General features: G+C 65.1%; 23 protein-coding genes. 11 read left to right on the top strand and 12 right to left on the bottom strand.

Annotated features, from left to right (window positions below; all coding sequences use genetic code 11):
• Positions 1 to 29: 29 nt before the first annotated feature.
• From AC1DZU_RS09870 to AC1DZU_RS09840, 7 genes are all read right to left on the bottom strand, one after another.
• Positions 30 to 731 carry an ABC transporter ATP-binding protein gene (locus AC1DZU_RS09870; RefSeq protein ID WP_477284061.1) on the bottom strand — a complete coding sequence of 234 codons (702 nt, stop codon included), beginning with the start codon at positions 729 to 731 and terminating at the stop codon, positions 30 to 32.
• A gap of 2 nt (positions 732 to 733) precedes the next feature.
• Positions 734 to 1438, bottom strand: coding sequence for an ATP-binding cassette domain-containing protein (locus AC1DZU_RS09865; RefSeq protein ID WP_477284059.1), 705 nt, complete (start codon positions 1436 to 1438; stop codon positions 734 to 736).
• A complete protein-coding gene (locus tag AC1DZU_RS09860; protein ID WP_477284057.1) occupies positions 1435 to 2421 on the bottom strand; it encodes a branched-chain amino acid ABC transporter permease in 987 nt (328 codons plus the stop codon). The genes AC1DZU_RS09865 and AC1DZU_RS09860 overlap by 4 nt, the downstream gene beginning before the upstream one ends.
• On the bottom strand, positions 2418 to 3275 hold the full coding sequence (urtB, locus tag AC1DZU_RS09855; RefSeq protein WP_184871602.1) for an urea ABC transporter permease subunit UrtB: 858 nt from the start codon (positions 3273 to 3275) through the stop codon (positions 2418 to 2420). The genes AC1DZU_RS09860 and urtB overlap by 4 nt, the downstream gene beginning before the upstream one ends.
• Before the next feature lie 4 nt (positions 3276 to 3279).
• Positions 3280 to 4401: a class II histone deacetylase gene (locus AC1DZU_RS09850; RefSeq protein WP_477284054.1), complete on the bottom strand. Its 1122-nt coding sequence runs from the start codon at positions 4399 to 4401 to the stop codon at positions 3280 to 3282.
• An 83-nt stretch (positions 4402 to 4484) separates the two neighbouring features.
• Positions 4485 to 7199, bottom strand: a complete 2715-nt coding sequence (locus AC1DZU_RS09845) for a winged helix-turn-helix domain-containing protein (protein WP_477284052.1) — start codon at positions 7197 to 7199, stop codon at positions 4485 to 4487.
• Positions 7200 to 7868, bottom strand: a complete 669-nt coding sequence (locus AC1DZU_RS09840) for a GNAT family N-acetyltransferase (protein ID WP_477284050.1) — start codon at positions 7866 to 7868, stop codon at positions 7200 to 7202.
• Positions 7869 to 8049: 181 nt separating this feature from the next.
• Here AC1DZU_RS09840 and AC1DZU_RS09835 point away from each other — a divergent pair, with 181 nt between their 5' ends.
• The 4 genes from AC1DZU_RS09835 to AC1DZU_RS09820 are packed head-to-tail and all read left to right on the top strand — an operon-like array spanning position 8050 to position 12396.
• Entirely contained in the window at positions 8050 to 9351 is a 1302-nt protein-coding gene (locus tag AC1DZU_RS09835) for an ArgE/DapE family deacylase (protein ID WP_477284048.1), read from the top strand.
• On the top strand, positions 9348 to 10406 hold the full coding sequence (locus AC1DZU_RS09830; RefSeq protein WP_477284046.1) for a phosphotransferase: 1059 nt from the start codon (positions 9348 to 9350) through the stop codon (positions 10404 to 10406). Before AC1DZU_RS09835 ends, AC1DZU_RS09830 begins: the two co-directional genes overlap by 4 nt.
• Positions 10407 to 11723, top strand: a complete 1317-nt coding sequence (locus AC1DZU_RS09825; protein WP_477284044.1) for an aspartate aminotransferase family protein — start codon at positions 10407 to 10409, stop codon at positions 11721 to 11723.
• 16 nt (positions 11724 to 11739) lie between these two features.
• Positions 11740 to 12396: a GntR family transcriptional regulator gene (locus AC1DZU_RS09820; RefSeq protein WP_477284042.1), complete on the top strand. Its 657-nt coding sequence runs from the start codon at positions 11740 to 11742 to the stop codon at positions 12394 to 12396.
• 8 nt (positions 12397 to 12404) lie between these two features.
• Here the strand turns inward: AC1DZU_RS09820 and AC1DZU_RS09815 are convergent, their stop codons facing one another.
• From AC1DZU_RS09815 to AC1DZU_RS09795, 5 genes are read right to left on the bottom strand one after another with little or no spacing between them, the layout of a single operon-like run.
• Complete coding sequence (locus AC1DZU_RS09815; RefSeq protein WP_477284040.1) at positions 12405 to 13709, bottom strand: NAD(P)/FAD-dependent oxidoreductase; 1305 nt, start codon at positions 13707 to 13709, stop codon at positions 12405 to 12407.
• A complete protein-coding gene (locus AC1DZU_RS09810; RefSeq protein ID WP_477284219.1) occupies positions 13706 to 14689 on the bottom strand; it encodes a branched-chain amino acid ABC transporter permease in 984 nt (327 codons plus the stop codon). The genes AC1DZU_RS09815 and AC1DZU_RS09810 overlap by 4 nt, the downstream gene beginning before the upstream one ends.
• Complete coding sequence (locus tag AC1DZU_RS09805; protein ID WP_477225871.1) at positions 14686 to 15594, bottom strand: branched-chain amino acid ABC transporter permease; 909 nt, start codon at positions 15592 to 15594, stop codon at positions 14686 to 14688. Before AC1DZU_RS09805 ends, AC1DZU_RS09810 begins: the two co-directional genes overlap by 4 nt.
• The gene (locus AC1DZU_RS09800) at positions 15591 to 16358 is read right to left on the bottom strand and encodes a branched-chain amino acid ABC transporter ATP-binding protein (RefSeq protein WP_477284037.1); all 768 of its coding nucleotides are present in this window, start codon (positions 16356 to 16358) and stop codon (positions 15591 to 15593) included. Before AC1DZU_RS09800 ends, AC1DZU_RS09805 begins: the two co-directional genes overlap by 4 nt.
• Positions 16355 to 17155, bottom strand: a complete 801-nt coding sequence (locus AC1DZU_RS09795; RefSeq protein WP_477284035.1) for an ABC transporter ATP-binding protein — start codon at positions 17153 to 17155, stop codon at positions 16355 to 16357. The genes AC1DZU_RS09800 and AC1DZU_RS09795 overlap by 4 nt, the downstream gene beginning before the upstream one ends.
• A 126-nt stretch (positions 17156 to 17281) precedes the next feature.
• On the opposite strand from AC1DZU_RS09795, the gene AC1DZU_RS09790 reads away from it, so the two are divergent.
• The 7 genes from AC1DZU_RS09790 (at position 17282) to AC1DZU_RS09760 (ending at position 23257) form a co-directional block, all read left to right on the top strand.
• Complete coding sequence (locus AC1DZU_RS09790) at positions 17282 to 18016, top strand: GntR family transcriptional regulator (protein WP_477284033.1); 735 nt, start codon at positions 17282 to 17284, stop codon at positions 18014 to 18016.
• Positions 18013 to 18495: a DUF3830 family protein gene (locus tag AC1DZU_RS09785; RefSeq protein WP_477284031.1), complete on the top strand. Its 483-nt coding sequence runs from the start codon at positions 18013 to 18015 to the stop codon at positions 18493 to 18495. Before AC1DZU_RS09790 ends, AC1DZU_RS09785 begins: the two co-directional genes overlap by 4 nt.
• Positions 18496 to 18849, top strand: a complete 354-nt coding sequence (locus AC1DZU_RS09780) for a TIGR04076 family protein (protein ID WP_477284029.1) — start codon at positions 18496 to 18498, stop codon at positions 18847 to 18849.
• Entirely contained in the window at positions 18846 to 19901 is a 1056-nt protein-coding gene (locus AC1DZU_RS09775; RefSeq protein ID WP_477284027.1) for an aldo/keto reductase, read from the top strand. Before AC1DZU_RS09780 ends, AC1DZU_RS09775 begins: the two co-directional genes overlap by 4 nt.
• Complete coding sequence (locus AC1DZU_RS09770) at positions 19898 to 20326, top strand: DUF4440 domain-containing protein (protein WP_477284025.1); 429 nt, start codon at positions 19898 to 19900, stop codon at positions 20324 to 20326. The genes AC1DZU_RS09775 and AC1DZU_RS09770 overlap by 4 nt, the downstream gene beginning before the upstream one ends.
• Positions 20327 to 20428: 102 nt before the next feature.
• The gene (locus tag AC1DZU_RS09765; RefSeq protein ID WP_477284023.1) at positions 20429 to 21688 is read left to right on the top strand and encodes an ABC transporter substrate-binding protein; all 1260 of its coding nucleotides are present in this window, start codon (positions 20429 to 20431) and stop codon (positions 21686 to 21688) included.
• Between the two features lie 162 nt (positions 21689 to 21850).
• A complete protein-coding gene (locus AC1DZU_RS09760; RefSeq protein WP_477284021.1) occupies positions 21851 to 23257 on the top strand; it encodes an FAD-binding oxidoreductase in 1407 nt (468 codons plus the stop codon).
• Positions 23258 to 23262: the final 5 nt, after the last annotated feature.

Below are 23262 nucleotides of genomic sequence, written 5' to 3'. Positions count from 1 at the left end.
TTCCAGTCCAGGCGCGCCCCATGCACGCCTTACAAAGCCAACAAATCCTTCAGCAGCGTTTCATCGGCGAACGCGTCCGGCGCGCCCTCATGCACGATCCTGCCCTTCTCCATCACCAGGCAGCGGTCCGCCGCCTTGAGAACGAGATCGAGATTCTGCTCGACGAGAATGATCGCGATGCCGCGCTCGCGCGCGATGCGCGGCACCAGCTCGGCGATCGACTGCACAATGTTCGGCTGGATGCCTTCCGAGGGTTCGTCGAGCAGCAGCACTGATGGTAGGCCGCACAGCGCGCGGCCGATCGCCAGCATCTGCTGCTGGCCACCCGAGAGCGTTCCGGCAACCTGCCCTTCGCGCTCACGCAGGATCGGGAAATAGCCGAAGATGTCAGCCGGAATGTCGCCGTCGCCACGCCCCTTGGCGGCGCGTGTGCCGACGTCCAGGTTTTGCCGCACGGTCAGCTGGTTGAAGATGCCTCGTCCCTGCGGCACGTGCGCAATGCCTGCCCGCGCGCGCCGGAAGGCCGGCGCATTGGTGAGGTCCTGGTCGCCGAGAAGCATGGCGCCGCCGCTCGCCCGCAAGGCACCGGCGATGACACGCAGCAGCGTCGTCTTGCCGGCGCCGTTGCGGCCGAGCAGGCCGACGACTTGGCCCGGCGCGACGCTGAGGTCGATGCCGTTCAAAACCGGGAGCAGGCCGTAGCCAGCCGAGATCGCCATTGTCCGCAGCATCGTCAGCGCCTCCCCAGATAGACGTCGCGGACGATTTCGTCGGTCTCGATGTCATGGAAAGGACCGCTGCGCAGCCGGCGCCCTTGATGCAGCACCAGCGTTTCGCAGTTCAGCGCCCGCACGAAGCGGATGTCATGTTCGACCGCGACGATTGAGAACTCGCCCTTGAGCCGCAGCAGCATCTCGGCCGTCGCCAGCGTCTCCTGCGGCGTCATGCCGGCGGTCGGCTCGTCGAGCAGCAGCAGCCTTGGCTCGATCGCCAGCGCCATGCCGATCTCCAGCCATTGCTTCTGGCCGTGCGCGAGTTCGCCGGCCAGTGTGGCGGCACGATTGCCGAGCGCGACCAGTTCCAGCAACTCGGCGACCGGGCGGACCGGCGCCGGCGCCCCCCACCGTGCCACCTTCAGATTGTCCTCAACCGATAGGCTGGGGAAAACCGACGGGATCTGGAACTTGCGGGCGATGCCGAGCCGGGCGATGCGGTGCAGCGGCAGGCCGGCGATGTCGCGGCCAAGGAAGCGCACGCTGCCGCTGGTCGGGCGCAGTGTGCCGGTCAGCACGTTGAGGAAGGTGCTCTTGCCGGCGCCGTTCGGTCCGATGATGCAGCAAAGCTCCTTGTCGCGCACCGTGAGATCAAGCGCTTCCAGCGCCTGCAGGCCGCCAAAGCGGATGCCGACATTTTCGGCCTGGAGCAGGACGTCGCTCATTGCGCGCGCCTCCGGCCTTTGAACAGGACCTTTAGCCGCGCGTAGATCGACAGGATGCCGTCCGGCAAGATGAAGACGATGATGACGAAGACGCAGCCGAGCAGCAGCGGCCACAGGCTCGGGTTGAAGCTGCTGATCGTCTGTTGTGCCCGCTGGATGAAGATGGCGCCGAGCACCGGACCAAGCAACGTGCCGCGCCCGCCGACCGCCACCCAGACGATGACTTCCGTCGACAGAAGCAGCCCGGAAAGGTCCGGCGCCACCAGCCCGGCCATGCAGACATAGAGGGCGCCGGCAAGACCGGCGATGGCCGCGGACAGAACGAAGGTGACGAGCAGCCGCAAGGGCGCGTTGTGGCCCAGCGCAGCCGCCCGGACTTCATTGTCCTGGATGGCGGTGAGCACCGTGCCCCAGCGCCCGCGGCTGATCGACCACAGGGTGAGCACGGCCACCGCGACGATGGCTGTGACGAAGATGTAGGAGGGCAGGTCCTGGCTGAGATCGACATGCAGCCCGCCAACATCGAACTCGATCGGCGGGATGCCGATCAAACCGCTGTCACCGCCGGTGACCGAACTCCAGGAGACCGCGGCCTGCTGGCAGATGACGCCCATGGCCAGCGTGACGATGGTGAAATAGCTGCCACGGATGCCGCCGAAGAACAGGAAGTACCCGATGATGGCGGCGACCAAGGCCGCGCCGGTCACAGCGCCGATGATACCAAGCAGGCTGGCGAAGGGGATGGCGTCATTGAGCGTGACCAGCGCCATGATGTAGCCGCCAATGCCGAAAAAGGCGGCGTGGCCGAAACACAGAATGCCGGTGCGGCCCCAGAAGAAGTCGAGGCTCGCCGCGAACAGGCCGAAGATCAGTGCGTCGCGGATCACCGTCAGCTGATAGCCATCGGCAATGAATGGATAGAACACGGCGAGCGCCACGCAGACGGCGAAGATCAGCAGCCAGTTGCGGTCCCGGGCGATCATCGCGATGCCCCGTTGAACAGGCCGTTGGGCCGCAGCCGCACGGCGACGATGGCCGCCAGCAGCACGATCGCTTGTGCCAGCGATGGCGATATCTGGTAGTTCAGGACACTCGTCAGGCCGCCGACGAAGACGCTGCCGGCGACTAGGCCGCCGATCGAACCGACGCCGCCGACGATGACGACGAAGAAGGCGTTGGCGAGATAGTTCACTCCCATCTGCGGCAGCACGATCGCCAGCGGCGCGACCAGCCCGCCGGCGAGCCCCGCGATTGCCGCGCCAAAGGTGAAGGCGATGGCATAGGTGCGCCGCGTGTTGATGCCGACGCCCTCGGCCATCTCGCGGTTCTGGATAACGGTGCGGATGTCGAGGCCGAACGATGTTCGGCTGATCAGCAGCACGACGCCGAGCAGGGTCAGCGCGGCAATAGCGATCAGGATCAGCCGGTAGGCCGGATAGACGGTGAAGAAGAGGTCGAGCGTGCCTTCGATTGGCGGCGACACCGGCTTGGCGCCGAGACCGAAGGTCAGTTCCAGCCCTTGCTGCAGGATCAGGCTGACGCCCCAGGTGGCGAGCACGGTCGAGACCGGCCGCGAATAGAGATGGCGGATGATGGCGAACTCGAGGATGCAGCCGACAACCGCGCCGGCGATCGGTGCTGCGGCCAGCCCCAGCCAGAACGAACCGCCGATGCTCTGGACGAAATAGACCGCGAAGGCCCCGACGGTGACGAACTCGCCATGCGCGAGGTTGGTCACGTTCATCAGGCCGAAGCTGATCGCCAGGCCGAGCCCCACAAGCATCAGGATGCTGATCAGCGTCAGCGCATTGAGGAGCGTGGTGACGACAAAATCCATCGCGTCAGGCCGCACTGGCGAGGCGTTGGCGCAGGCCGGCAAGCAGGCCTTCGGCGGCATCGATCACTTCAGCCTGATGCGGTTGCAATTCCTGCCCTGCCCATTCGTCGATATGGTCCGACAGCGGGTCGACCACTTCGGTGCGATGGTTGGCCAGCGTCTCGATGACGGCATGGCCGCAGAACGGCACATAACCTTCGGAATAGCCGCCTTCATGGCTCATGATCAGGCGTCCGTTCGATGTCTCGGCGGCCAGCGCCACCATGCGTGCGGCAAGGCGCCGGAAGCATTCGCTGTTGAGCATCATGCGACCGAGCGGGTCGAAGCCCGATGCGTCGAAGCCGGAAGCGACGATGACGAGGTCCGGCTTGTAGGCGCGCAGGGCAGGGGCGATGACGCGATCGAAGGTCGATTCATAAGCGCCGGTACCGCTGCCGGCCGGCAACGGGATGTTGATGTTATAGCCTTCGCCGGCGTCCTTGCCGTTGTCGGCCAGTGCACCGCGTCCGGTCGGATAGAGATTGTCCTGGTGCACGGAAATGGTCAGCACCGACGGGTCGGAATAAAACACCGTCTCGGTGCCATTGCCGTGATGCACATCCCAGTCGACCACCGCCGCGCGGCCAAGCAGGCATTCATGCTGCAGCCGGCGCACGGACACGCCGATGTTGGAGAACAGGCAATTGCCCAACGCCTGGTCTGGCTCGGCATGGTGCCCGGGCGGCCGCGCCAGCGCATAGGCGTTGTCGACCCGGCCGGTCAGCACGGCGCGCATGGCGGCATAGGTGGTGCCGGCCGACAGCAGGGCGATGTCGAAACTGTTGAGGCCGATCGGCGCCTGCGGCCCGGCGAAGCCGGAACCGCGTTCGCTGAGCATGCGGATATCGTCGACGTGGCGTTGGGTATGCACGCGCAGCAGGTCCTCGACCGAAACCGGCTCGGGAATGATCGGCACGAGGTGGCGCGACAGGCCGCTGACCTGGATCAAATTGTTCAGCCGACGTTTCGAGCCGGGCGATTCCAGATGCCGGCCGGGTTCCACGAAACGGCCGGGAGGCATCATGTCGGCGCTGGAGCCGGTGTCATGCCACATCAGCTGTTCGTGAAAAACGTAACCTGTCGCCATCCGCAGCGTCCTCTAAAAACCTGGTGACGCTAACAGGCTTGCATCGGTGTGGCCCGACCCGAAAGAGGGGTTGTGCCTGTTATCTATGCCCCTCCTTTCGGAGGGGTTTGGAGGTTTGCCGACCCTTGCGCGGCGCGCACGGCCTGGACCCGGTTGCTCACCGCCAGCTTGCCGAAAATGTTCTTCAGATGCCACTTCACCGTGGTTTCGCTAACCGACAGCGCAAGCGCGATATCGCGGTTGGACATGCCTTCCGTCAGGCAGCGCAGCAGCTCGGCCTCGCGCTGGGTGAGGTGTTCCTTCTCTGCGGCTGGCGGGGCCGGCCTGCGCGTCGCCACAGGCATCGTCTGCGCGGCATCGATGATGCACGTGGCATAGGCTGAGAGTGCCGGATCGGTCGTTGCCTGGGTAGCACGCAGCCGCATCAACCCTTCGACGACGGGCGTTCCCTCATCGACGAAGGAGCGGATGAAACCAGAGGGGTGGGCAAGGCGCAGCGCTTCGAGCAGATAGCGATCGGCTTCGCGTGGGTCATGCACGGTACACTTGGCGCGCTGGATCAGCGCCAGGATATGGCGGCGCATGCGCCAGCCGTTTTTCGTGCGCTCCAGAAGCATGTCGAAGACCCGCGCCGCATCGGCATAGGATTTCTCCGCCGTCAGCAGGCGGCCCTCGGCCAAGAATTCGAATTCGTTGGCGACGGTGGGAGTGGTTTCGGCCCGTCCACGGCGATGCTCGTTCAGCAGGGCGCGCGCCTCGGCGCCGCGGTTCTGGTCGAGCAGCAGCCTGACGCGATCATGCACGAGCACCGAAGCGAGACGACGATATACGGAACCGCGCACGCGCTGGTAGACCCGCTCCAGCATATCGAGTGCGGCCTCCGTGCGACCGGTCAGCTGCAGCACGCGGGCATAGGTCGGAACGCTGGCGAGCGGATAGACGATGACCGCCGCTCCCTCGATCAGCGGCCCGAGATTCTCGACCAGGGTCAGCGCTTCGCTCGACGCATTGGTCTCATAGGCAAGTTCGGCAAGCAGCGTGCCCGCCAGCGCTTCGGCATAGGAATTCGGACCGATCCGCGCCCTGGCTTCGGCGATTGCATCGCGCAGCAGCCGTTCGGCTGCGGGCAGGCGGCCGGCCGAGCGTTCGATGACGGCCATGTAGCAATTGGCGATGGTGACGCCGAGCAGGCTGCCGCTTCGCTCATGCGCCTTGCGCGCCGCGTCCACCGCCGCGCGCGCACCGTCGAGGTCGCCCAGCGCATAGAGATTGTAGCCGATGACATTGGCCGTCGCGCCTTCCATGAACCAGGCGTCGGGCGCAATGACGCGCAGGGCCGCAAGTGCGGTGTCGCGCGCCTGCTCGAACTGCTCCAGCGTGCTGTGGACGGCGGCGGCGAGCACCACCAGTTCCGCATCGATCGTGGTGCCGGTCAACGTGCCGGGATCCTTGCCGTCGGCCGGCCCGGTCTCGACCAGCTTGCGCGCATTGCTCAGCGTCTGCTGGGCAAGCTCGGGTTGGCTGCTGTGCACCGCCAGCCACAGCACGACAAGCTGCAGCCGGATGCGCTGGTCGATCAGCTTTTTGGGCAACAGCGCCAGCAATTGGCGCACATAGAGAAGCTGGCACTGGGCGATGAGGTCGAGCGCGTTGTTCTCGACGAACACCGCCGCGCGGGCCCGGTCGCCGGCGGCGAGCGCGTGGCCGATCGCCTCAGTTAGCATCTTGCGTTCGCCGAACCATTCGGCGGCCGCTACGTGCAGCGGCGCGATCATCTCCGGTTCGCGTCGTTCCATCTCGCGGCTGAGGAAGTCGCGGAACAGATGATGATAGCGGAACCAGCGCCGCTCCTCGTCGAGCGGCACCAGGAACAGGTTGCGCGTCTCGATCTCGGTGATCGCCGCCTCGGCATCCGCCGCCCGCATCACCGCCCGGCAGGCCTCGGCGCTGAAGCGTTCGAAGATCGAGCTGTAGAGCAGGAACTTCGCGATAGAAGGCGGCAGTTCGAGAAACACTTCCCCCATCAGGAAATCAGCGACGTTGCGGTTGGCGCCGGTGAAATTGCCGATGACGGTTTCGGGCGCATGCGCGGCACTGAGCGATAGCGAGGCGAGCTGCAGGCCGGCGGCCCATCCTTCGGTGCGCGAACACAAGGTCTCCACGGTGCCGCTGCTGACGCTCAAACCGAGCTTCTCGTTGAAGAAGGCCTCGGCTTCGGAGGAGGCGAAGCGCAAATCGTCGGGGCCGATTTCGCAGACATCGCCCAGCACCCTGAGCTTGCCGAGCTGCAGGTCGGGCAGGCTGCGCGAGCCAATGACGAAGGCGACATTGGCCGGCGCCTGCCGGGTCAAGCGCTCCATGAACCGCTTGACCGCCGGCGCCTCGATGGCGTGATAGTCGTCGAAGAACACGGTGATGTCGGCCTCGCGCGCCGCCAATCCCGCCACCAGCGCTGCAAGCACGACGTCAAGCTGCGGGATCGGGCTCGACTGGAAGGCAAGGTCGAGCTCCGCCGGGCTCTGTACGAGGTGGCGCAGCCCACCCACCAGATGCGACAGGAAGGCACCCTCATCATTGTCTGATGCCTCGCAGGATAGCCACGCAGTCAGCCGGCCGAGTCGCGCCGCCTCCGCAGCCCATTGCGCCATCGTCGTCGACTTACCGAAGCCAGCCGGCGCGGCGAACAGCACGATGCGCGTGTCGATGTGGCGCTTCAGCGTCGACAGGATGGTCTCGCGACGGACCCATCGGCGGTGATGCGGCGACGCGTGCGGGGTGGGTTGCGGAGCTGTTCTCATCTAGGCTCGCGCAACCTGTCGGTTCTCCGGACTGCAGCTGTTCCACTCCGTTTCGATCAGCGGAATTTGCGGCGCGGCATTGCGCGGCAAGGTGCCCTTTATCCGGGGATCGTCGACGATCTCAAAACCGGACGCGAACGGCACAAATCCACAGGCGCCGTAGAAGCCTGTCACGCTGTGATGATCGAAGCTGCTTGTGTGCAGCCAAATGCGGCCTGGTTTCAGGCGCCATGCCTGCTCGAACGCACCGGCCATCAGTCGCTTGCCGAAACCGCGGCCGGTCAAGGACGGGAACAGGCCGAAATAGGTGATCTCGATCTCGTTGGTGTCGGCGACGAAGAATTCGACCATGCCGAGATGCACGCCGCCTTCATCATGGCCGTAGTAGAGATGCTGACGCGGATCGGCGAAGTGATCCGTTATCTCGGCGTCGGACATTTCAGACACGCGGTCCCACAGCCAGGGGGCGCCGATCTCAAGGAAGATCGCCCGATAGGACGCGCAGTCGAGCGTCGTGATCCGGGTCATGACCAGGGGTTGCGCGAGGTCGGGCTGCGGCGCGCGCGCCTCCATCCATGTCACCGCATTGGCGAGCTTGCCCGCCGGCAGGCGCCGGTAGCCAATGGCGAGGTCGGTGATTTCGGCCGGCATCGTGTCTTCGGGGATCAACGCATTCCTCTTCATCGCTGCCCGATAGCAGTATCGGCTTACGACCGCTGATGCCAACACCCGCGAATGGTCTGACAAGATCGCCTGGGCCCGGATCGGATTTTTTGGCGGCACTGCCTCTTGCATTTCATGAGAATGGCATATGAGATATGATACACCATCCGGATGAAAGTGAAATATGATGCCTGAGCGGATTGCGGACGAGGCCATTCTCAGCGCGGTCGACGACGGCTTCGCGCGACAGGTCGCGTTCCTGGCCGATCTCGTACGCTTTCCCTCCCAACGCGGCGAGGAGCATGCCGCGCAGTCGTTCATGGCGGCTGCCTATGAGGCCGACGGCTATGCGGTCGACATGTGGCGCGTCGATGTCGCCGCGATTCGCGACCTGCCGGGTTTTTCACCCGTGGCGGTGTCCTATGACGATGCCTTCAATGTCGTTGCCACCCATGCGCCAAGAAACGCGACCGGCCGTTCGCTGATCCTCAACGGCCATATCGATGTCGTGCCGACGGGACCGCTCGACCGCTGGGCGCGCGATCCCTACGATCCGGTGATCGAGGACGGCTGGATGCATGGCCGCGGCGTCGGCGACATGAAGGCTGGCCTGTCCGCCTGTCTTTACGCGCTGACCGCGTTGCGCAGCCTCGGCTATCAGCCGGCCGCGAAATTGTTCCTGCAGTCGGTCGTCGAGGAAGAGTGCACCGGCAATGGCGCTCTCGCCTGCCTGCAGCGCGGATACCGCGCCGATGCCGCCTTCATCCCCGAGCCGTTGGAGCCGAGGCTGATGCGGGCGCAGGTCGGGCCGATCTGGTTCAGGGTCGAGGTCGACGGCGATCCGCAGCACGCGTCGGGCGCTTTTTCGGCCGGCGCCAATGCCATCGAAAAGGCATTCGTGATCATCCAGGCGCTGAAGCAGCTCGAAATCGTCTGGAACGCCCGCAAGGTCGATGACCCGCATTTTTGCGACCATCCGCACCCGATCCGCTTCAATCTCGGCAAGATCGAAGGCGGCGAATGGACGTCGAGCGTTCCGGCGCGCTGTGTTTTCGAGATGCGGGTCGCGACCTATCCCGGCCAGAAGCTCGAGGATGCCAGAGCAGAGCTTGAGGCGTGCATCGCCGATGCGGCCCGCTCCGATCCGTTCCTGGCCAATCGGCCGCCCAAGATGAGCTACAATGGCTTCATGGCCGAGGGCTATGTGCTGGAGGGCGCCGACGAGATGGAAGCCGTGCTGCGCCACAGCCATACCGCTGTCTGGGGCGAGCCGCTTACGGAACACGTCACCTCGGCGACCACCGATGCACGTTTCTTTGGCCTCTATGCCGACACGCCGGCGATCGTCTACGGCCCGATCTGCCGCATGCCGCACGGCTATGACGAGGCCGTCGACCTGGACTCGGTGCGCAAGGTCACCCAGACGATCGCGCTGTTCATCGCCGACTGGTGCGGCCTTGAGCCTATCGACCCAGAGGCCAGGCCATGAACGCGTCAGTGCCCGATGCTTTCGGAGAGACACTTACTGAGGACGCTCCGGACGTCTCGACGGCCGACGCGCTCGTCATCCTGCGCCAGCACTACGGCCTTGCCGGCACCGCGCGTCCGTTGCCTGGGGAACGCGACCACAATTTCCACATCCAGACGGACGTCGAGGGCAAGTTCGTCCTGAAAATCTCCCATCCGGCGGAAGAAGCGGGCTTCACCGACTTCCAGAACAAGGCACTCGATCACATCCTTGCGGTCGACCCGACCTTGCCGGTTCCCTCGGTGTGCAAAAGCCTGCAAGGAGAGGCGCAATTCACGGTCAGCGTCGGTGGATCGGCGCCACGCATCGTCCGGCTGGTCACCTATCTGCCCGGCCGGTTGCTGTCGCGGTCGCCTGCATCACCGGCACAAGATCGCAATCTCGGCATCTTCCTCGCCCGCCTTGGCCGCGCGCTGCGCGGCTTCTTCCACCCGGCCGCCGGCAGCGACCTGCTTTGGGATATCCGCAAGGTGGCCAAGACGCGGCCGATGCTGTCGCATATCACCGACGTGGGTCGGCGGGCCATGGTCGAGCGTGCGATCGACGCTTTCGAGGAACATGCGGCGCCGGTCATCCCGAAACTGCGCGCCCAGATCGTCCACAACGACATGAACTCCTACAATGTGGTGATGGATGCGTCGCGGCCGGAGGTCGTGAGCGGCATTCTCGACTTTGGCGACATGATCCACTCGCCGCTGATCTGCGATCTCGCCATCGGCGCCGTCTATCGCTGGCCGTCGCAAGGCCATCCACTGGCGCCGGCGGCGCGCTTCGTCGCCGGTTATCAATCGGTGCAGCCGCTCGAAGCCGAGGAGCTAGGCATCCTTTTCGACCTGATCCGTGCCCGGCTTACGCTCATCGCCAACATCGCCAGTTGGCAGGCCGAACGCTTCCCGGCCAAGCGCGACTATGTCCTGCGCCTCGCCACCGAGGTCTGGGCTTCACTCGAACGGCTGGACGGCCTGTCGCCCGCCGATGCCCGCCGCTATTTTCTCGACCATTCCAATCCGGAGTAGATGCCCGTGTCCCAGTCCTCGCCTACAAATGCCCTTGCCGATGCCGGCGCCTCGGCGCAAGAGCGCGCGTTGCTCGAGCGCCGGGCGAGGCTGCTTGGCCCGACCTACCGCGCCTTCTACCGCAACCCGATCCACCTGGTGCGCGGCAGCGGCGTCTGGCTCTATGACGCGCAGGGCCGAAAATTCCTCGATGCCTACAACAATGTCGCTTCGGTCGGCCACTGCCACCCGCGTGTCGTCGAGGCACTTTCGGGGCAGGCAGCGACGCTCAACACGCACACACGCTATCTCAGCGAGATTATCCTCGACTACGCCGAGAAGTTGCTCGGCACCTGTCCGCCCCATCTCGGCCATGCCATGTTCACCTGCACCGGCAGCGAGGCCAACGACCTTGCCATCCGCATCGCCCAGCATTCCAGCGGCGGCACCGGGGTGATCATCACCGACTTCGCCTACCATGGCGCGACGATCGCGACCGCACAATTGTCGCCGGCCGCGGTCGGGGTGACAGCGGTGCCCGCGCAGCACCGCACTGTCGCGGCGCCGGACACGTTCCGCGATCATGGCCGCGCCGCGCGCGATTTCGCGAAAAACGTCGCCGCGGCCATCGAGGACATGCGCGCACGCAATGTCCGTCCCGCGGCAATGCTTCTCGACTCGGCGTTTTCCAGCGACGGCATCTTCTTTCCCGATGCGGCCGTGATGCGCGAGGCGGCAAGTCTCGTCAAAAAAGCCGGCGGCATCGTCATTGCCGATGAGGTCCAGTCCGGCTTCGGCCGGCTCGGCCAGGGCATGTGGGGCTTCGCCAATTATGGCATCGAGCCAGATATCGTTACGATGGGCAAGCCGATCGGCGACGGGCATCCGATGGGCGCGGTGATGGTACGGCCGCAGCTTGTTGCCTCCTTCGGCTCGAACACCGGTTACTTCAACACCTTCGGCGGCAACCCGGTCGCGGCCGCCGTCGGCGTTGCCGTTCTCGAGGTGATTGAGGGCGAGGGGCTGATCGAGAATGCACGCATGGTCGGCGCCTATACGGCTGATCTGCTGGGCTCACTGAAGGGCCGGCACGGCATGGTCGCCAACGTCAGGCACAACGGCCTTTATTTCGGTGTCGAGTTGACGGCTGAGGGCGACGAGGCCTTGGCCGCCAGCAAGACATCGGCAGTCGTCGAGGCCATGCGCGAGGACGGCGTGCTGATCTCCTCCTGCGGTCCGCGCGGCAATGTGCTCAAGATCAGACCGCCGCTGCCCTTTGCCAGGGACAATGCCGAGCAACTGGCCGAGACCCTCGACCGCGCACTGTCGAACTGGTGACCGGAGCGGGCCGCGCATGCTGAAGCTTGAACATCAAACCTTGAACGACCGCGCCTATGGCGCGCTCAAGCAGGAATTGATTTCCGGTGGCTTCAGCCCGGGCCAGACACTGGTCATCCGCAAGCTCGCCGAGACGTTCGGCATATCGACCACGCCGATCCGCGAGGCGCTGCAAAGGCTGGTCGCCGAGCGGCTGCTCGAGATGCAGAACAACCGCTCGGTCATCGTGCCCTTGCTGTCCGCACCCGCCTTCGAGGAACTGACGCGCATCCGCATCGCCGTTGAGGGTCTGGCGGGCGAGATGGCCGCATCGCGGATGACCGAAAGCGGGCTGGTCGATATCCACGCTACGCTCACAGGCATGCAGCACGCCATCGAGGCGGGCGACGCCAGGGGCTATCTCACGTTGAACGAGGCCTTCCACTTCGCCATCTACCAGCATGCCGGCGCGCCGATCCTGCTGAATATGATCCGTGACCTCTGGGGTCGGGTCGGGCCGTATCTCAAGCTGCTGATGCAGGCTGATCGTTACGTTCCACAGTCGAACGACGCGCACCGCAAGATCGTCGCCGCGCTGGAGCAGCGCAGCGGTCCCGCCGTCCGGACCTTTATCGAACAAGACATCGCCATGGCAGCCGCTGTTCTGTCGTCAAACCTTGACGCGGCCAGGTGAAGGTCCGCCTATCTCGTTTCGTCCAACCGGTCGCGCAGCATGCTCCAGCCGAGCAGCATGTTGGGTGCGTGCCGCAACAAGCCGTGGAACGGGATCGGCGCCGGCAGCGCACACGGCAGCGGCAGATCACGGGCATCGGTTCCAGTCGCCCAGTCGGCCAGCACCTTGCCCATCGCCGTCGTCATGGCAATGCCCCGCCCGTTGCAGGCGCGACCGGCAATGAGCCCCGGCCCGAGGTCCAGGAGGTGCGGCAGGAAGTCCGGCTCGACCGCGGCCATTCCCGACCAGCTATAGGCAAGCGGCGGCAGGTCAGGCAATTCAAGATGCCTGGCGAGCCGTCGCCAGATCGTCTGCGGCACGCGCGCATCGGCTCCGGCGCCAAGGATATGCATGCCGCCGCTGATCAGCCGGTTCTCGGGGTCGAAGCGGAAGGTGAAGAGATTGCGCCTGGTGTCGCCGACGCCTTGCCCGCCGGGCAGGAGACGGGTGCGGATTTCGCGGGGCAGCGGCGCGGTGGCGATCTGGAAAACCTTGAGCGGAACATAGGTTCGTTGCAGCAGCGGATTGAGCGCTCCACCATAGGCGTTGGTGGCGATCAGCACCTTGCCGGCGCGTACCGAGCCCGCTGGCGTTTTCAGCACCCAGCAATCCGTCGTGCGATCGAGCGCGGTGACGCGCGTATGCTCGAAGATGCGCGCGCCGGTCTTCTCGGCCGCATCGGCCAGCCCACGCGCATAGTCCACCGGATTGAGCACGCCGCCCGAACGATCCATCCAGCCGCCGACATAGCCGCGCGCGCCGGTCAGCGCTTCGACTTTTTGACGGTCCAATGCAATGGCGGGCCGGCCGCGCTGCGCCCATTGCCCGGCGCGTGATTTGACCCTCTCGAACGCGGCGGGCGAATGCGCAGGCTGGATCCATCCGCTCTGCAAGGCGTCGCAGTCGATGCCGTGCCGGCGGATCAGGCCAAAGACCAGGTCGGCGCTGCCGGCGGCAAAATCGATCAGCCGTTCACCACGCTCGGGGCCGAGATGGCCGATGATGTTGTCCGGGTCCATCTTGGCGAAGTTCGGCACGACGAAGCCGGCATTCCTGCCGGTCGCGCCCCAGGCGATGATTTCGGCTTCGAGAACGGCGACCGACAGACCTTTCCCGGCGGCGTGCAGCGCGGTTGAGAGGCCGGAAAAGCCACCGCCGACGATGGCGAGATCGACATCGAGCCCGCCTTGCAGCACCGGCCGGTCGCGACGATCGCGGCTGACGGCATGCCAGAGCGAAGCGTCATGCGCTTCCTGCCGGACCACGGCCTTCACGACCCGGAACTGCTCTTGCCCGCGACCATCTTCGCCCGCTTGCCGAACCATGGCCGCCGCGGCCGGTCGCCGAACAGGCCGTTCGGCCGGATCAGCAGGATGACGCAGAGCATGACGCCGATGGCGGCGATCTGCAGCGCGGCGGCGCGGGCCTGCTGTTCCGGCGGGAAAAGTACGCTGGTCAACGTGCCCGATCCGGCCCATATCGCCCAGATCAGGATGCTGCCGATGACGGCGCCGAGATTGCTGCCCGAGCCGCCGACGATCAGCATCACCCAAACCTGGAAGGTCAGGATCGGCAGGTAATTGTCCGGCGCGATGAAGCCGGTGAAATGCGCCTGCAGTGCGCCGGCCAGCGCCATGATGGCACCACCGACGGCAAAGGCCTGGACGCGATAGAAGCGCGCGCTCTTGCCCAGCGAGATCGCCGCCCGTTCGTCCTCGCGCAGCGCCTTCAAGACGCGGCCCCACGGGCTGCGTGACAGGTGCTCCAGGGCGAGATAAGCGACCAGCGTCACGGCCAAGACGACGGCAAGGTTGGACAGGTTGAACAGCAGCGGCGTCTCGGCAAGGCTGCCGAACGGGCGCGGGATGAAGCCGATGCCGAACGGGCCGCCGGTCAATCTCTGCGCATTGAGCGCGACCAACTGCACGACGACGGCGACGCCGAATGTGGTGATCGCCAGATAGTCGGATCTCAGCCGCAGCGTGGCCATGCCGGTAAGTGCCGCGGCGATGCCGCCGACGGCCATGGCGCCGAGCCAGCCGACAAGGATCGGCAGGCCGAAGCCACCCAGTCGCGCGGCATCGTCAGGTGTGGTCAGCAGCGCCGAGGTGTAGGCACCGATGGCGACGAAGCCGGCGAGGCCGACATTGAACAGCCCTGTCAGCCCCCATTGCAGGTTGAGCCCCAGCGTGACCAGCGAAAAGATCAGCGCGGTGGTCAGGAAGAAGGCGCCGTAGCCGAGCAGATCCATCAGCGTTCCCTCACACCGAACAGGCCGATTGGTCGCACGAACAGCACCGCCATCAGGATGATGAAGGAGACGGCGGCGCGCCATTCGGCGCCGATCAGCTGCACCGCGCCAGCTTCGGCGAGCCCGATGATCAGGCCGCCGAGCACGGCGCCGGGAATGCTGCCGATGCCCCCGAGAATGGCGGCGGCGAACATCGGCAGCAGCATGTCGAAGCCCATGAACGGGCGAATTTGCACCAGAATGCCGATCATCACGCCGGCGACACAGGCCAGCGCGCCGCCGATGATCCAGGTCACGCGCACCACGCTGGCGACGTCAATGCCGACGATGCGGGCCAGTGCCGCATTCTGGCTGAGCGCCTGCATTGAGCGGCCGGTCTGCGTGCGCGTCATCAACAGATGCACGCCGAGCACCAGCACGGCGGTCAGCAGTAGCAGCGCGATCTGGTCGGGCGTGATGCGGATGCCGAAGCCGACCGGCATGGCGATCTGGATCGCCCGGCTGAAATAGGTCGGCCGAGAGGTGAAGGTGAATTCGAGCAGGCTTCTGAGGGCCATCGAGGCGCCGAAGCTCGCCATCACCACGATGATTGCCTGGCCCTGCGAGCGCAGCCGCGCAAACAGAACCTTGTCGAGCAGCAGCGCCAGCAAAGCGGTGAAGGCCATGCCGACGATCAGTGCGACGATCAGCGGCCAGCCGAAGGACAGCGGCCCGATCGGTGCTACCTTGCCGAATGTCGCGCCGATGGCGCTGACGACGGCCAGCGTCGCATAGGTGCCCCAGGCCATGAAGTCGCCATGGGCGAAGTTCGAAAAGCGCAGGATCGAATAGGTGAGCGTCACGCCGATGGCGCCGAGGCCGATCATCGAGCCGGTCAAAAGCCCGTCGACAATGAATTGCAGGCTCATGCCGCGCCTCCCCTATCGGCGTGCAGCGCTTTTTCTGCCTTGAGGGGGCGCCGGCCAAGATAGAGTTCGGCCACGACCGGGTCGTTCCACAGTTCGGAAGCAATGCCTTCGTGCCGGTCTTTGCCTTCGACCAGCACATAGGCGCGGTCGCCGATGGCGAGTGCTGCCTTGGCGTTCTGTTCGACCAAAAGGATGGTGACACCGGATTTGCGGATACCGGCTAGCATCTCGAACACCATCGACACGAATTTCGGCGACAGGCCGGCCGACGGCTCGTCTAGCACCAGCACCTTGGGATGGACGATCAGCGCCCGCGCGACGGCGAGCATCTGCCGTTGCCCACCCGAGAGATTGCCGGCGGCGGTCCGTCGCTGGCGGACAAGGTCGGGGAAGGCGGCATACATTTCGTCGATGCGGGCAGGGATTTCGCGCCGCTCGAGAATGCCGCAGGCGACCTTCAGATTGTCCTCGACCGACATCAGCGGGAAGATGTTCTCGGTCTGCGGCACGAAGGCCAGGCCGAGCCGCACCATGGTGTGCGCCGGTGCGGCGGTGATGTCCTTGCCGTCCAGAAACACAGTACCACCGGTGATCGGGACGAGGCCGGCGATCGCCTTGATGAAGCTCGACTTGCCGGCGCCATTGGGGCCGAGCACGACGACAATCTCGCCTTTGCTAACGGTGATCGAGGTGCCGCGCACTATCGGCACGCCGGGCTCGTAGCCGGCCTCGAGATTGCGGACATCTAGGACCGTCTCGCTCATGCCGCGCCTCCGAGATAAGCCTCGATGACGCGCGGGTCGCTGGCGACCTCTTCCGCCGTGCCTTCGCTCAGCAACTGGCCGCTCGCCATGACAAGGACGCGATGGCAGAGCCGCGTCACCATGTCGATGTTGTGCTCGATCAGCAGGAAGGTGATGCCGCGCGCGTTGATATCGCGGATACGGTCGATGATGACTTCGAGCAGCGTTGCGTTGACGCCGGCCGCCGGTTCGTCGAGCAGGATGATCGCCGGATCGGCCATCATGACGCGGGCGAGTTCGAGCAGCTTGCGCTGGCCGCCGGAAAGCACGCGCGCCGGTTCATGCGCGAGATGGGTGAGGGTGACCAGCTCCAGCAGTTCGAGCGCCTTGGTCCTGGCAGCTTTCTCCTGCGCCGCCACCCGCCATGGCGTCACGAAATTGGCAAGCAGCTTTTCGCCGGCCTGGCCTTGCGCCGCGAGCATGATGTTTTCGATCAGCGTCAGGTTGGGCAGCGGGCGTGGGATCTGGAAGGTGCGGCCAAGGCCGCGACCGATGCGCAGATGCGCGGCTTCGCCCGAAACGCGCGTGCCATTGAGCAGGATATCGCCGCTGGTCGGCAGGATGCTGCCGGCCAGCAGATCGAACATCGTTGTCTTGCCGGCGCCGTTCGGCCCGATCAGGCCGAGGATTTCTCCTGCCCTGACGTCGAACGAGACATCGTTGACGGCGACGAGGCCGCCGAACCGCCTGACGACGTTCCTTGCCGTCAGAACCGGCGCATGGGTCTCTTGCCCCTGCTGTTCCACTGCCTCGCTCATCAAACCCTCTGGCCGAAGACGATCGCTGCCACCGCTGATTTTTGATTTGTGATCACACTTGCTTTGATCACGCTATTCGGCTTTAATTTCGTCCGCAAGCCGAAAACCGGCCGAGAACGGAATTCCATGCAAAAGGCTGCCATCGAAAAGAACAATGAGGCCATCGCGGCCCAGCTTGCGCCGGTCGGCCGCGAGACCGTGCAGGATCGCGTCTATTCGGAATTACGCCGTGCCCTGATCGGCGGCCTGTTCGAGCCAAGCCAGGTGCTGACCATCCGCGGTCTGGCCGACGCGCTGGTCACCTCGACCATGCCGGTGCGCGAGGCGCTCGGCCGGCTGATCACCGAAAAGGCTCTGGAGGCGCTGCCCAACCGTTCGGTGCGGGTGCCGCCGATCACGTTGGAGCGCCTTGACGATCTCTTGCGTGCCCGCATCCTGATCGAGGGCGAGGCCATCGCACTGGCCGCCGACCGCATGGGGCCGCGCCAGATCGCCACCATCGAGACCATTCTCGGCGAATGGGACGAGATGCGGGCTCTGAAACACAAGAAAGATGTCGATCGCGAAGTGACGCTCAACCAGAGCTTTCATTTCGAGATCTACCGCTCATGCGGCTCGGCCGTGCTGATCCCGATGATCGAAAGCCTGTGGCTGCAATCGGGCCCCTGCATTCGTGTCGCCATCTACGCCTTCTCGGAAGCCGGTGAGGTCGACACCGCCCAGTATCACCGCCGCATCGTCACGGCACTGGCAACCCAGGATGCACAAGCCGCGCGCGAGTCGCTGGCCGCCGACATCAGCCGGCCCTTCACCTTCCTGCGCAGCAAGCTGCAATCCGCCGCCGCGAAAGACCAGACATGACCGCCATCAGGATCACCGAGCCACGCTCGCAGCTTTCCGTGACGGCGCTGTTGCTGCCGCAGAAAGCGCCGGAAAACGCTGCTTTCCTCAAGGCATATCTCGGCACGCCACGCGTCGTCCCGGGCATCCATGCGATGTGGACGGGGCCGGAAATCTCCTGTCCGGTTCCCGCTGCCGATCTCGAGGGCCAGGCCTATGCCAGGCCCTTGCCGGCCGAGAACGCGACGCTGACGCCGCAGCCGGGTGACATCGTGCTGTCCTATGTGCCGCCGCGCATGTGGGGCGGCAATCCCAATCCGATCTTCGACATCGGGCTCTACTACGGGCAGGGCGCGCGCCTGCTGTTCCCGATCGGCTGGCTCGCCGGCAGCGTGGTGGCGCAAGTGCGCGCCGAAGAGCGCGATCGGTTCGCCGCCGCCTGTGGCGTCATCCGCCGCAACGGCGCCTGCGACGTCACCTTCAGCCTGGTGGAGGGCTAAATGGCGGACGACAGTTTCGAGCTCTTTGATCTTCGCGTCGAGGCGGTCATCCCGGAGGGCAAACCGATCTATTGCGGCGCCAAGGCCGGCGACTATTTCGAGCTCAAGGGCGAGATGCTGTCGATGCCGGCTGGCCAGGGCTTTTCGATCTATTCGATATCGGCCGTGTTGCCGTTGCTGGCAGCCAAGCAGCGCCCGACCCACCCGAACGACTGGATGACCTCGGACGCTGAGATCGCCTGTCCCGATCCCAATTGCGCCAGTCGGCTGAGGATCGTCAGGGTGGCCAAGCGGCGGTTCAGCCATGCCGAGACCACGGCCGTGCCGCTGCGGAAGCGGGGAGACGACAAATGAGTACTCAAACTTTCGAACTCGGCTCCGGCTACACCATCTCGCGCGTCATCCGCGGCGGCTGGCAACTGGCCGGCGGCCACGGCGCCATCGACCGCCAGCAGGCGGTGACCGATCTGATCGCCACCTTCGATGCCGGCATCTGGACCTATGATTGCGCCGACATCTACACCGGCGTCGAGGAGCTGATCGGCGCGGCGCGTCTGCGGCTGGCCAGCGAGCGCGGCCTCGACGCCGCCGCCAGGATGAAGGTGCACACCAAACTGGTGCCCGACCTCGAACGGCTGGCCGGCATCAGCCGCGACTACATCAGGAGTATTGTCGACCAGTCGCTGCGGCGGCTGAAGACCGAGCGGCTCGATCTCGTGCAGTTCCACTGGTGGGACTATGCGCAGCCGCGCTATGTCGAGGCGATGGGTTGGCTCAACGAGCTTCGCGTTGAGGGCAAGGTGCGCAATCTCGGCACCACCAATTTCGACACGCCGCGGCTGGCAGAAATCCTCGCCGCCGGCATCCCGCTGGTCAGTCAGCAGCTGCAATATTCCGTGCTCGACCAGAGGCCGGGCAACAGCCTTGCGGCACTCGCCGCGAAAAACGGCGTTAGCTTCCTTTGCTACGGATCCGTCGCCGGCGGTTTCCTTAGCGACAAATGGCTAGGCGTGGCCGAGCCGGCCACGCCGCTCGAAAACCGCTCGCTGGTCAAATACAAGCTGATCATCGACGACTTCGGCGGCTGGGACCTGTTCCAGCAGTTGCTTCAGGCGCTGAAGGCAGTCGGCGACCGCCACGGCGTCGACATCGCCACCATCGCCAGCGCCTGGGTGCTGGAGCAGCCGCACGTGGCGGCCGTCATCGTCGGTGCTCGCAACCAGGCACATGCGCTTGCCAACGCCGGCATCATGGACGTCACGCTCGATGCCGAGGACCGGGCGCGGATTGYCGCCGTCATCGCGCAGGGCACCGGCCTCGAGGGCGATGTCTACACGCTGGAGCGCGACCGCCACGGCCGCCACGGTTCGATCATGCACTACAACCTCAATGCGGGGAAACAATGAGCGGCGAGCCCTCCCTGTTTTCACGCGCCAGCGCCGAGATCGTCGACCTGCATCGCTTTTTCGTCGACTGGTTCGTTGCGGCGCGCGCCAATAGAGCCGACTTCAGCCGCTTCGAGCGCGTCATGGGCGACGGCTTCGCCATGGTCGCACCGGACGGCCAGATTCTCGATCGCGACGCAGTCGTCGGCCATGTCCGCACCAGCCGCGCCACTTGTGACGACGGCTTCGCCATCTCCATCGAGGGCATCCGGCCCGGCTGGCAGGATGCCGAGACGATCGTCGTTTTCTACGTCGAGGCGCAACTGCGCGGTGGCAAGCACAGCCGCCGCCAGTCGAGCGCCGTCTTCACCACCAGTTCATCGGCGCCCAACGGCGTCCTATGGCGACATCTGCATGAAACCTGGCTGCAGGTGCCGGAACGCTGAACAGGAGCATCGGAAAAAGAGTGCGAAGCGGTTTTTGAGTTAGTCCGATGCGCAGACAAAGAGACATGTAATCCAGTTCGTGTAGCTCAAAGGGGAACAACAATGAGAAAGACGATACTCCAACTCACCACGGCGCTCGCCCTCGTAACGATGGCCGGTGCGGCGCAAGCGGCCGATTGCAAGATCACCGTCGGCCTCGTCATGGAACTGACTGGCCCGGCCGGCGAATACGGCCAGGCCGGCGCCAAGTCGGTCGAGATGGCCTTCCGCGACATCAACGCCGCCGGCGGCGTGCGCGGGTGCGACCTGGCGACCGACACGCGCGACAGCCAGAGCCAGGGCAACATCGCTGTCGACGCCGCCACCCAGCTGGTTCAGGTCAAGAAGGTGCCGGTCATCATCGGCGGGATCATCTCGTCGGTGTCGATCCCGATCCTGACCTCGGTCACGGCACCGGCCAAGATCGTCCAGGTGTCGCCGGCTTCGTCGTCGCCGACGCTGACGGCGCTCGGCCGCGACGGCAAGACCAATGGCATCTTCTTCCGTACCATCACCTCGGATGCGCTGCAGGGCGTCGCTGCAGCCAAATACGCCATCGACAAGGGCTTCAAGAAACTGTCGATCATCCATGTCAACAACGACTTCGGCGTCAACATGGTGGCCGAATTCTCGCGTGCCTACAAAGCGCTCGGCGGCACCATCGTTTCCGACACGCCCTACAACGAAAAGCAGTCGAGCTATGCCTCGGAAGTCACCGCGGCGATGGTCGGCGAGCCGGACGGGCTCTATCTCGTCAGCACGCCGGTCGACGGCGCGACGGTTGCCCGCACCTGGATTTCGCAGGGCGGTGTGCAGAAATTTCTGCTCAATGACGGCATGAACAGCCCGGACTTCATCGAGTCCGTCGGCGCCGATTATCTGAAGGACGCCTATGGTACGTCGTCCGGCACCAGCCCGACGGCCTCCACCGACTATTTCACGAAGAACTACAAGGAATTTTCCGGCATCGAGCCGTCCAATCCGGCGGCCGACCGTTCCTATGATGCGGGCGCCATCGTCGGCCTCGCTATCGCCATTGCCGGCTCCGAGGATCCGGCCAAGATCAAGGACGCGATGTACAAGGCGGTCGACCCGGCCGGCACGCCGATCTTTGCCGGCAAGGACGAGTTCGCCAAGGCGCTCGGCCTGATCAAGGATGGCAAGCCGATCCGCTACGAAGGCGTCATCGGTCCCGTCGCCTTCGACAAATATGGCGACATCACCGGCCCCTTCCGGCTCTGGAAGATCGTCGACGGCAAGGTGACGACCGACGGCGAAATGACCACCGACGACGTCAACGCGCTGCAGGCCAAACTTCAGTAGGACAACTTCTCGCCCGGCGTCGATCCGATCTCATCGCGATCGACGCCGGCCGGTCAGTTTGACTCGCACATGGATGGCCGTGAGAACCATATCGTTTGCACGGACAAGGGTTTGATCGGCAGGCGATCACTAATAGGATTGGCCAATCAACAGGATTGGCCAATGTCGCCTGAAACTGAAAAACTTCTATCTGCTCTCGGCGACCGGCTGGGTGCGGGCGGTGTGCTCGCCGGCTCCGACGTGGACCAGCGCTATCGCGACGATCCCGATGGCAAGCTCGGCGCTCTGCCCGAAGCAGTGCTGCGCCCGCGCGACACCCAGGGTGTCGCTGCCGCGCTGGCCGCATGCAACGATCTCGGCCAGCCAGTTGTCGTGCAGGGCGGACGCACCGGGCTGACCGGCGCCGCGCGCGTGCAGCCGGGCGAAATCGTGCTGTCGCTGGAACGCATGACAGGTCTCGATGCACCGGATCGTCAAGCTGCCAGCATCGTCGCCGAGGCCGGCGCAACGCTGCAGGCGGTGCAGGAGGCAGCCGACGGTGCCGGTCTGATGTTCGGGGTCGATATCGGCGCACGCGGTTCGGCCACTATCGGCGGCAATGTCGCCACCAATGCCGGTGGCATCCGGGTGCTGCGCTACGGCATGTACCGGGCACAGGTTCTGGGGCTGGAGGCGGTGCTTGCCGATGGCAGCGTGCTGACCTCGCTGAAGGGCCTGCCCAAGGACAATTCCGGCTACGACCTCGGCCAGCTCTTCATCGGCACGGAAGGGACGCTTGGCGTCGTCACACGCGCGTCGCTCAGGCTGTATCCGAAACCGGTGTCCGAGGTGAACGCCTTCTGCGCGCTGTCTTCGCTCGATGCGGCGATCGCCTTGCTCGGACTGCTGCGGCAAAAGCTCGGCCCACTTTTGTCCGCCTATGAGGTCAACTTCGCGCCGCTCTATGACGCGATGGTCGCCAGCATGGACATGCCGGCGCCGCTGCCGGCGGGTTCGCCTGTCTATGTGCTGGCCGAGATCCAGGGCAGCGAACCCGACCGTGACGGCGAGCGCTTCGCCGAGGTCTTGATGCAAGCGGTCGAGGATGGCGTGGTCGACGATGTGGTCGTCTCGCAGTCGCCGCGCGAAGTCAGGGCGCTGTGGGCGGTGCGCGAGGACGCTAATCGCGTCCTGTTTTCGATCAAGGGTCTGGTCGGCGTCGACATCAGCATCCCGCTGGCGCGGATGGGTATTTTCCTGCGGGAAGCGGACGCTGCCATCCATGCCATGGATCCCGGCGCCGACATCTATGTCTTCGGCCATCTCGGTGACGGCAATCTGCACTACCAGGTCCGCACGGTGGATCCGGCGGCGGCATACGATATCGTCTATCGCGGCGTGGCGGCAGCCGGCGGCGGCGTTTCGGCCGAACATGGCATCGGCCTCGACAAGAAGAGGTGGCTGCATCTGGTCCGCAGCGATGCCGAGATCGCCACGATGCGGCGGCTGAAGGCAGCCCTTGACCCCAGAAACATCCTCAATCCGGGCCGGGTCTTCGACCTGGTCCCGCCTGCCTTCGCAGAATTATAGCGGCC

The organism is Mesorhizobium sp. P2_A12, from assembly GCF_056405075.1.
The sequence above is the reverse complement of the archived record's forward strand: the minus strand, read 5'-3'. Positions and strand labels throughout refer to the sequence as shown.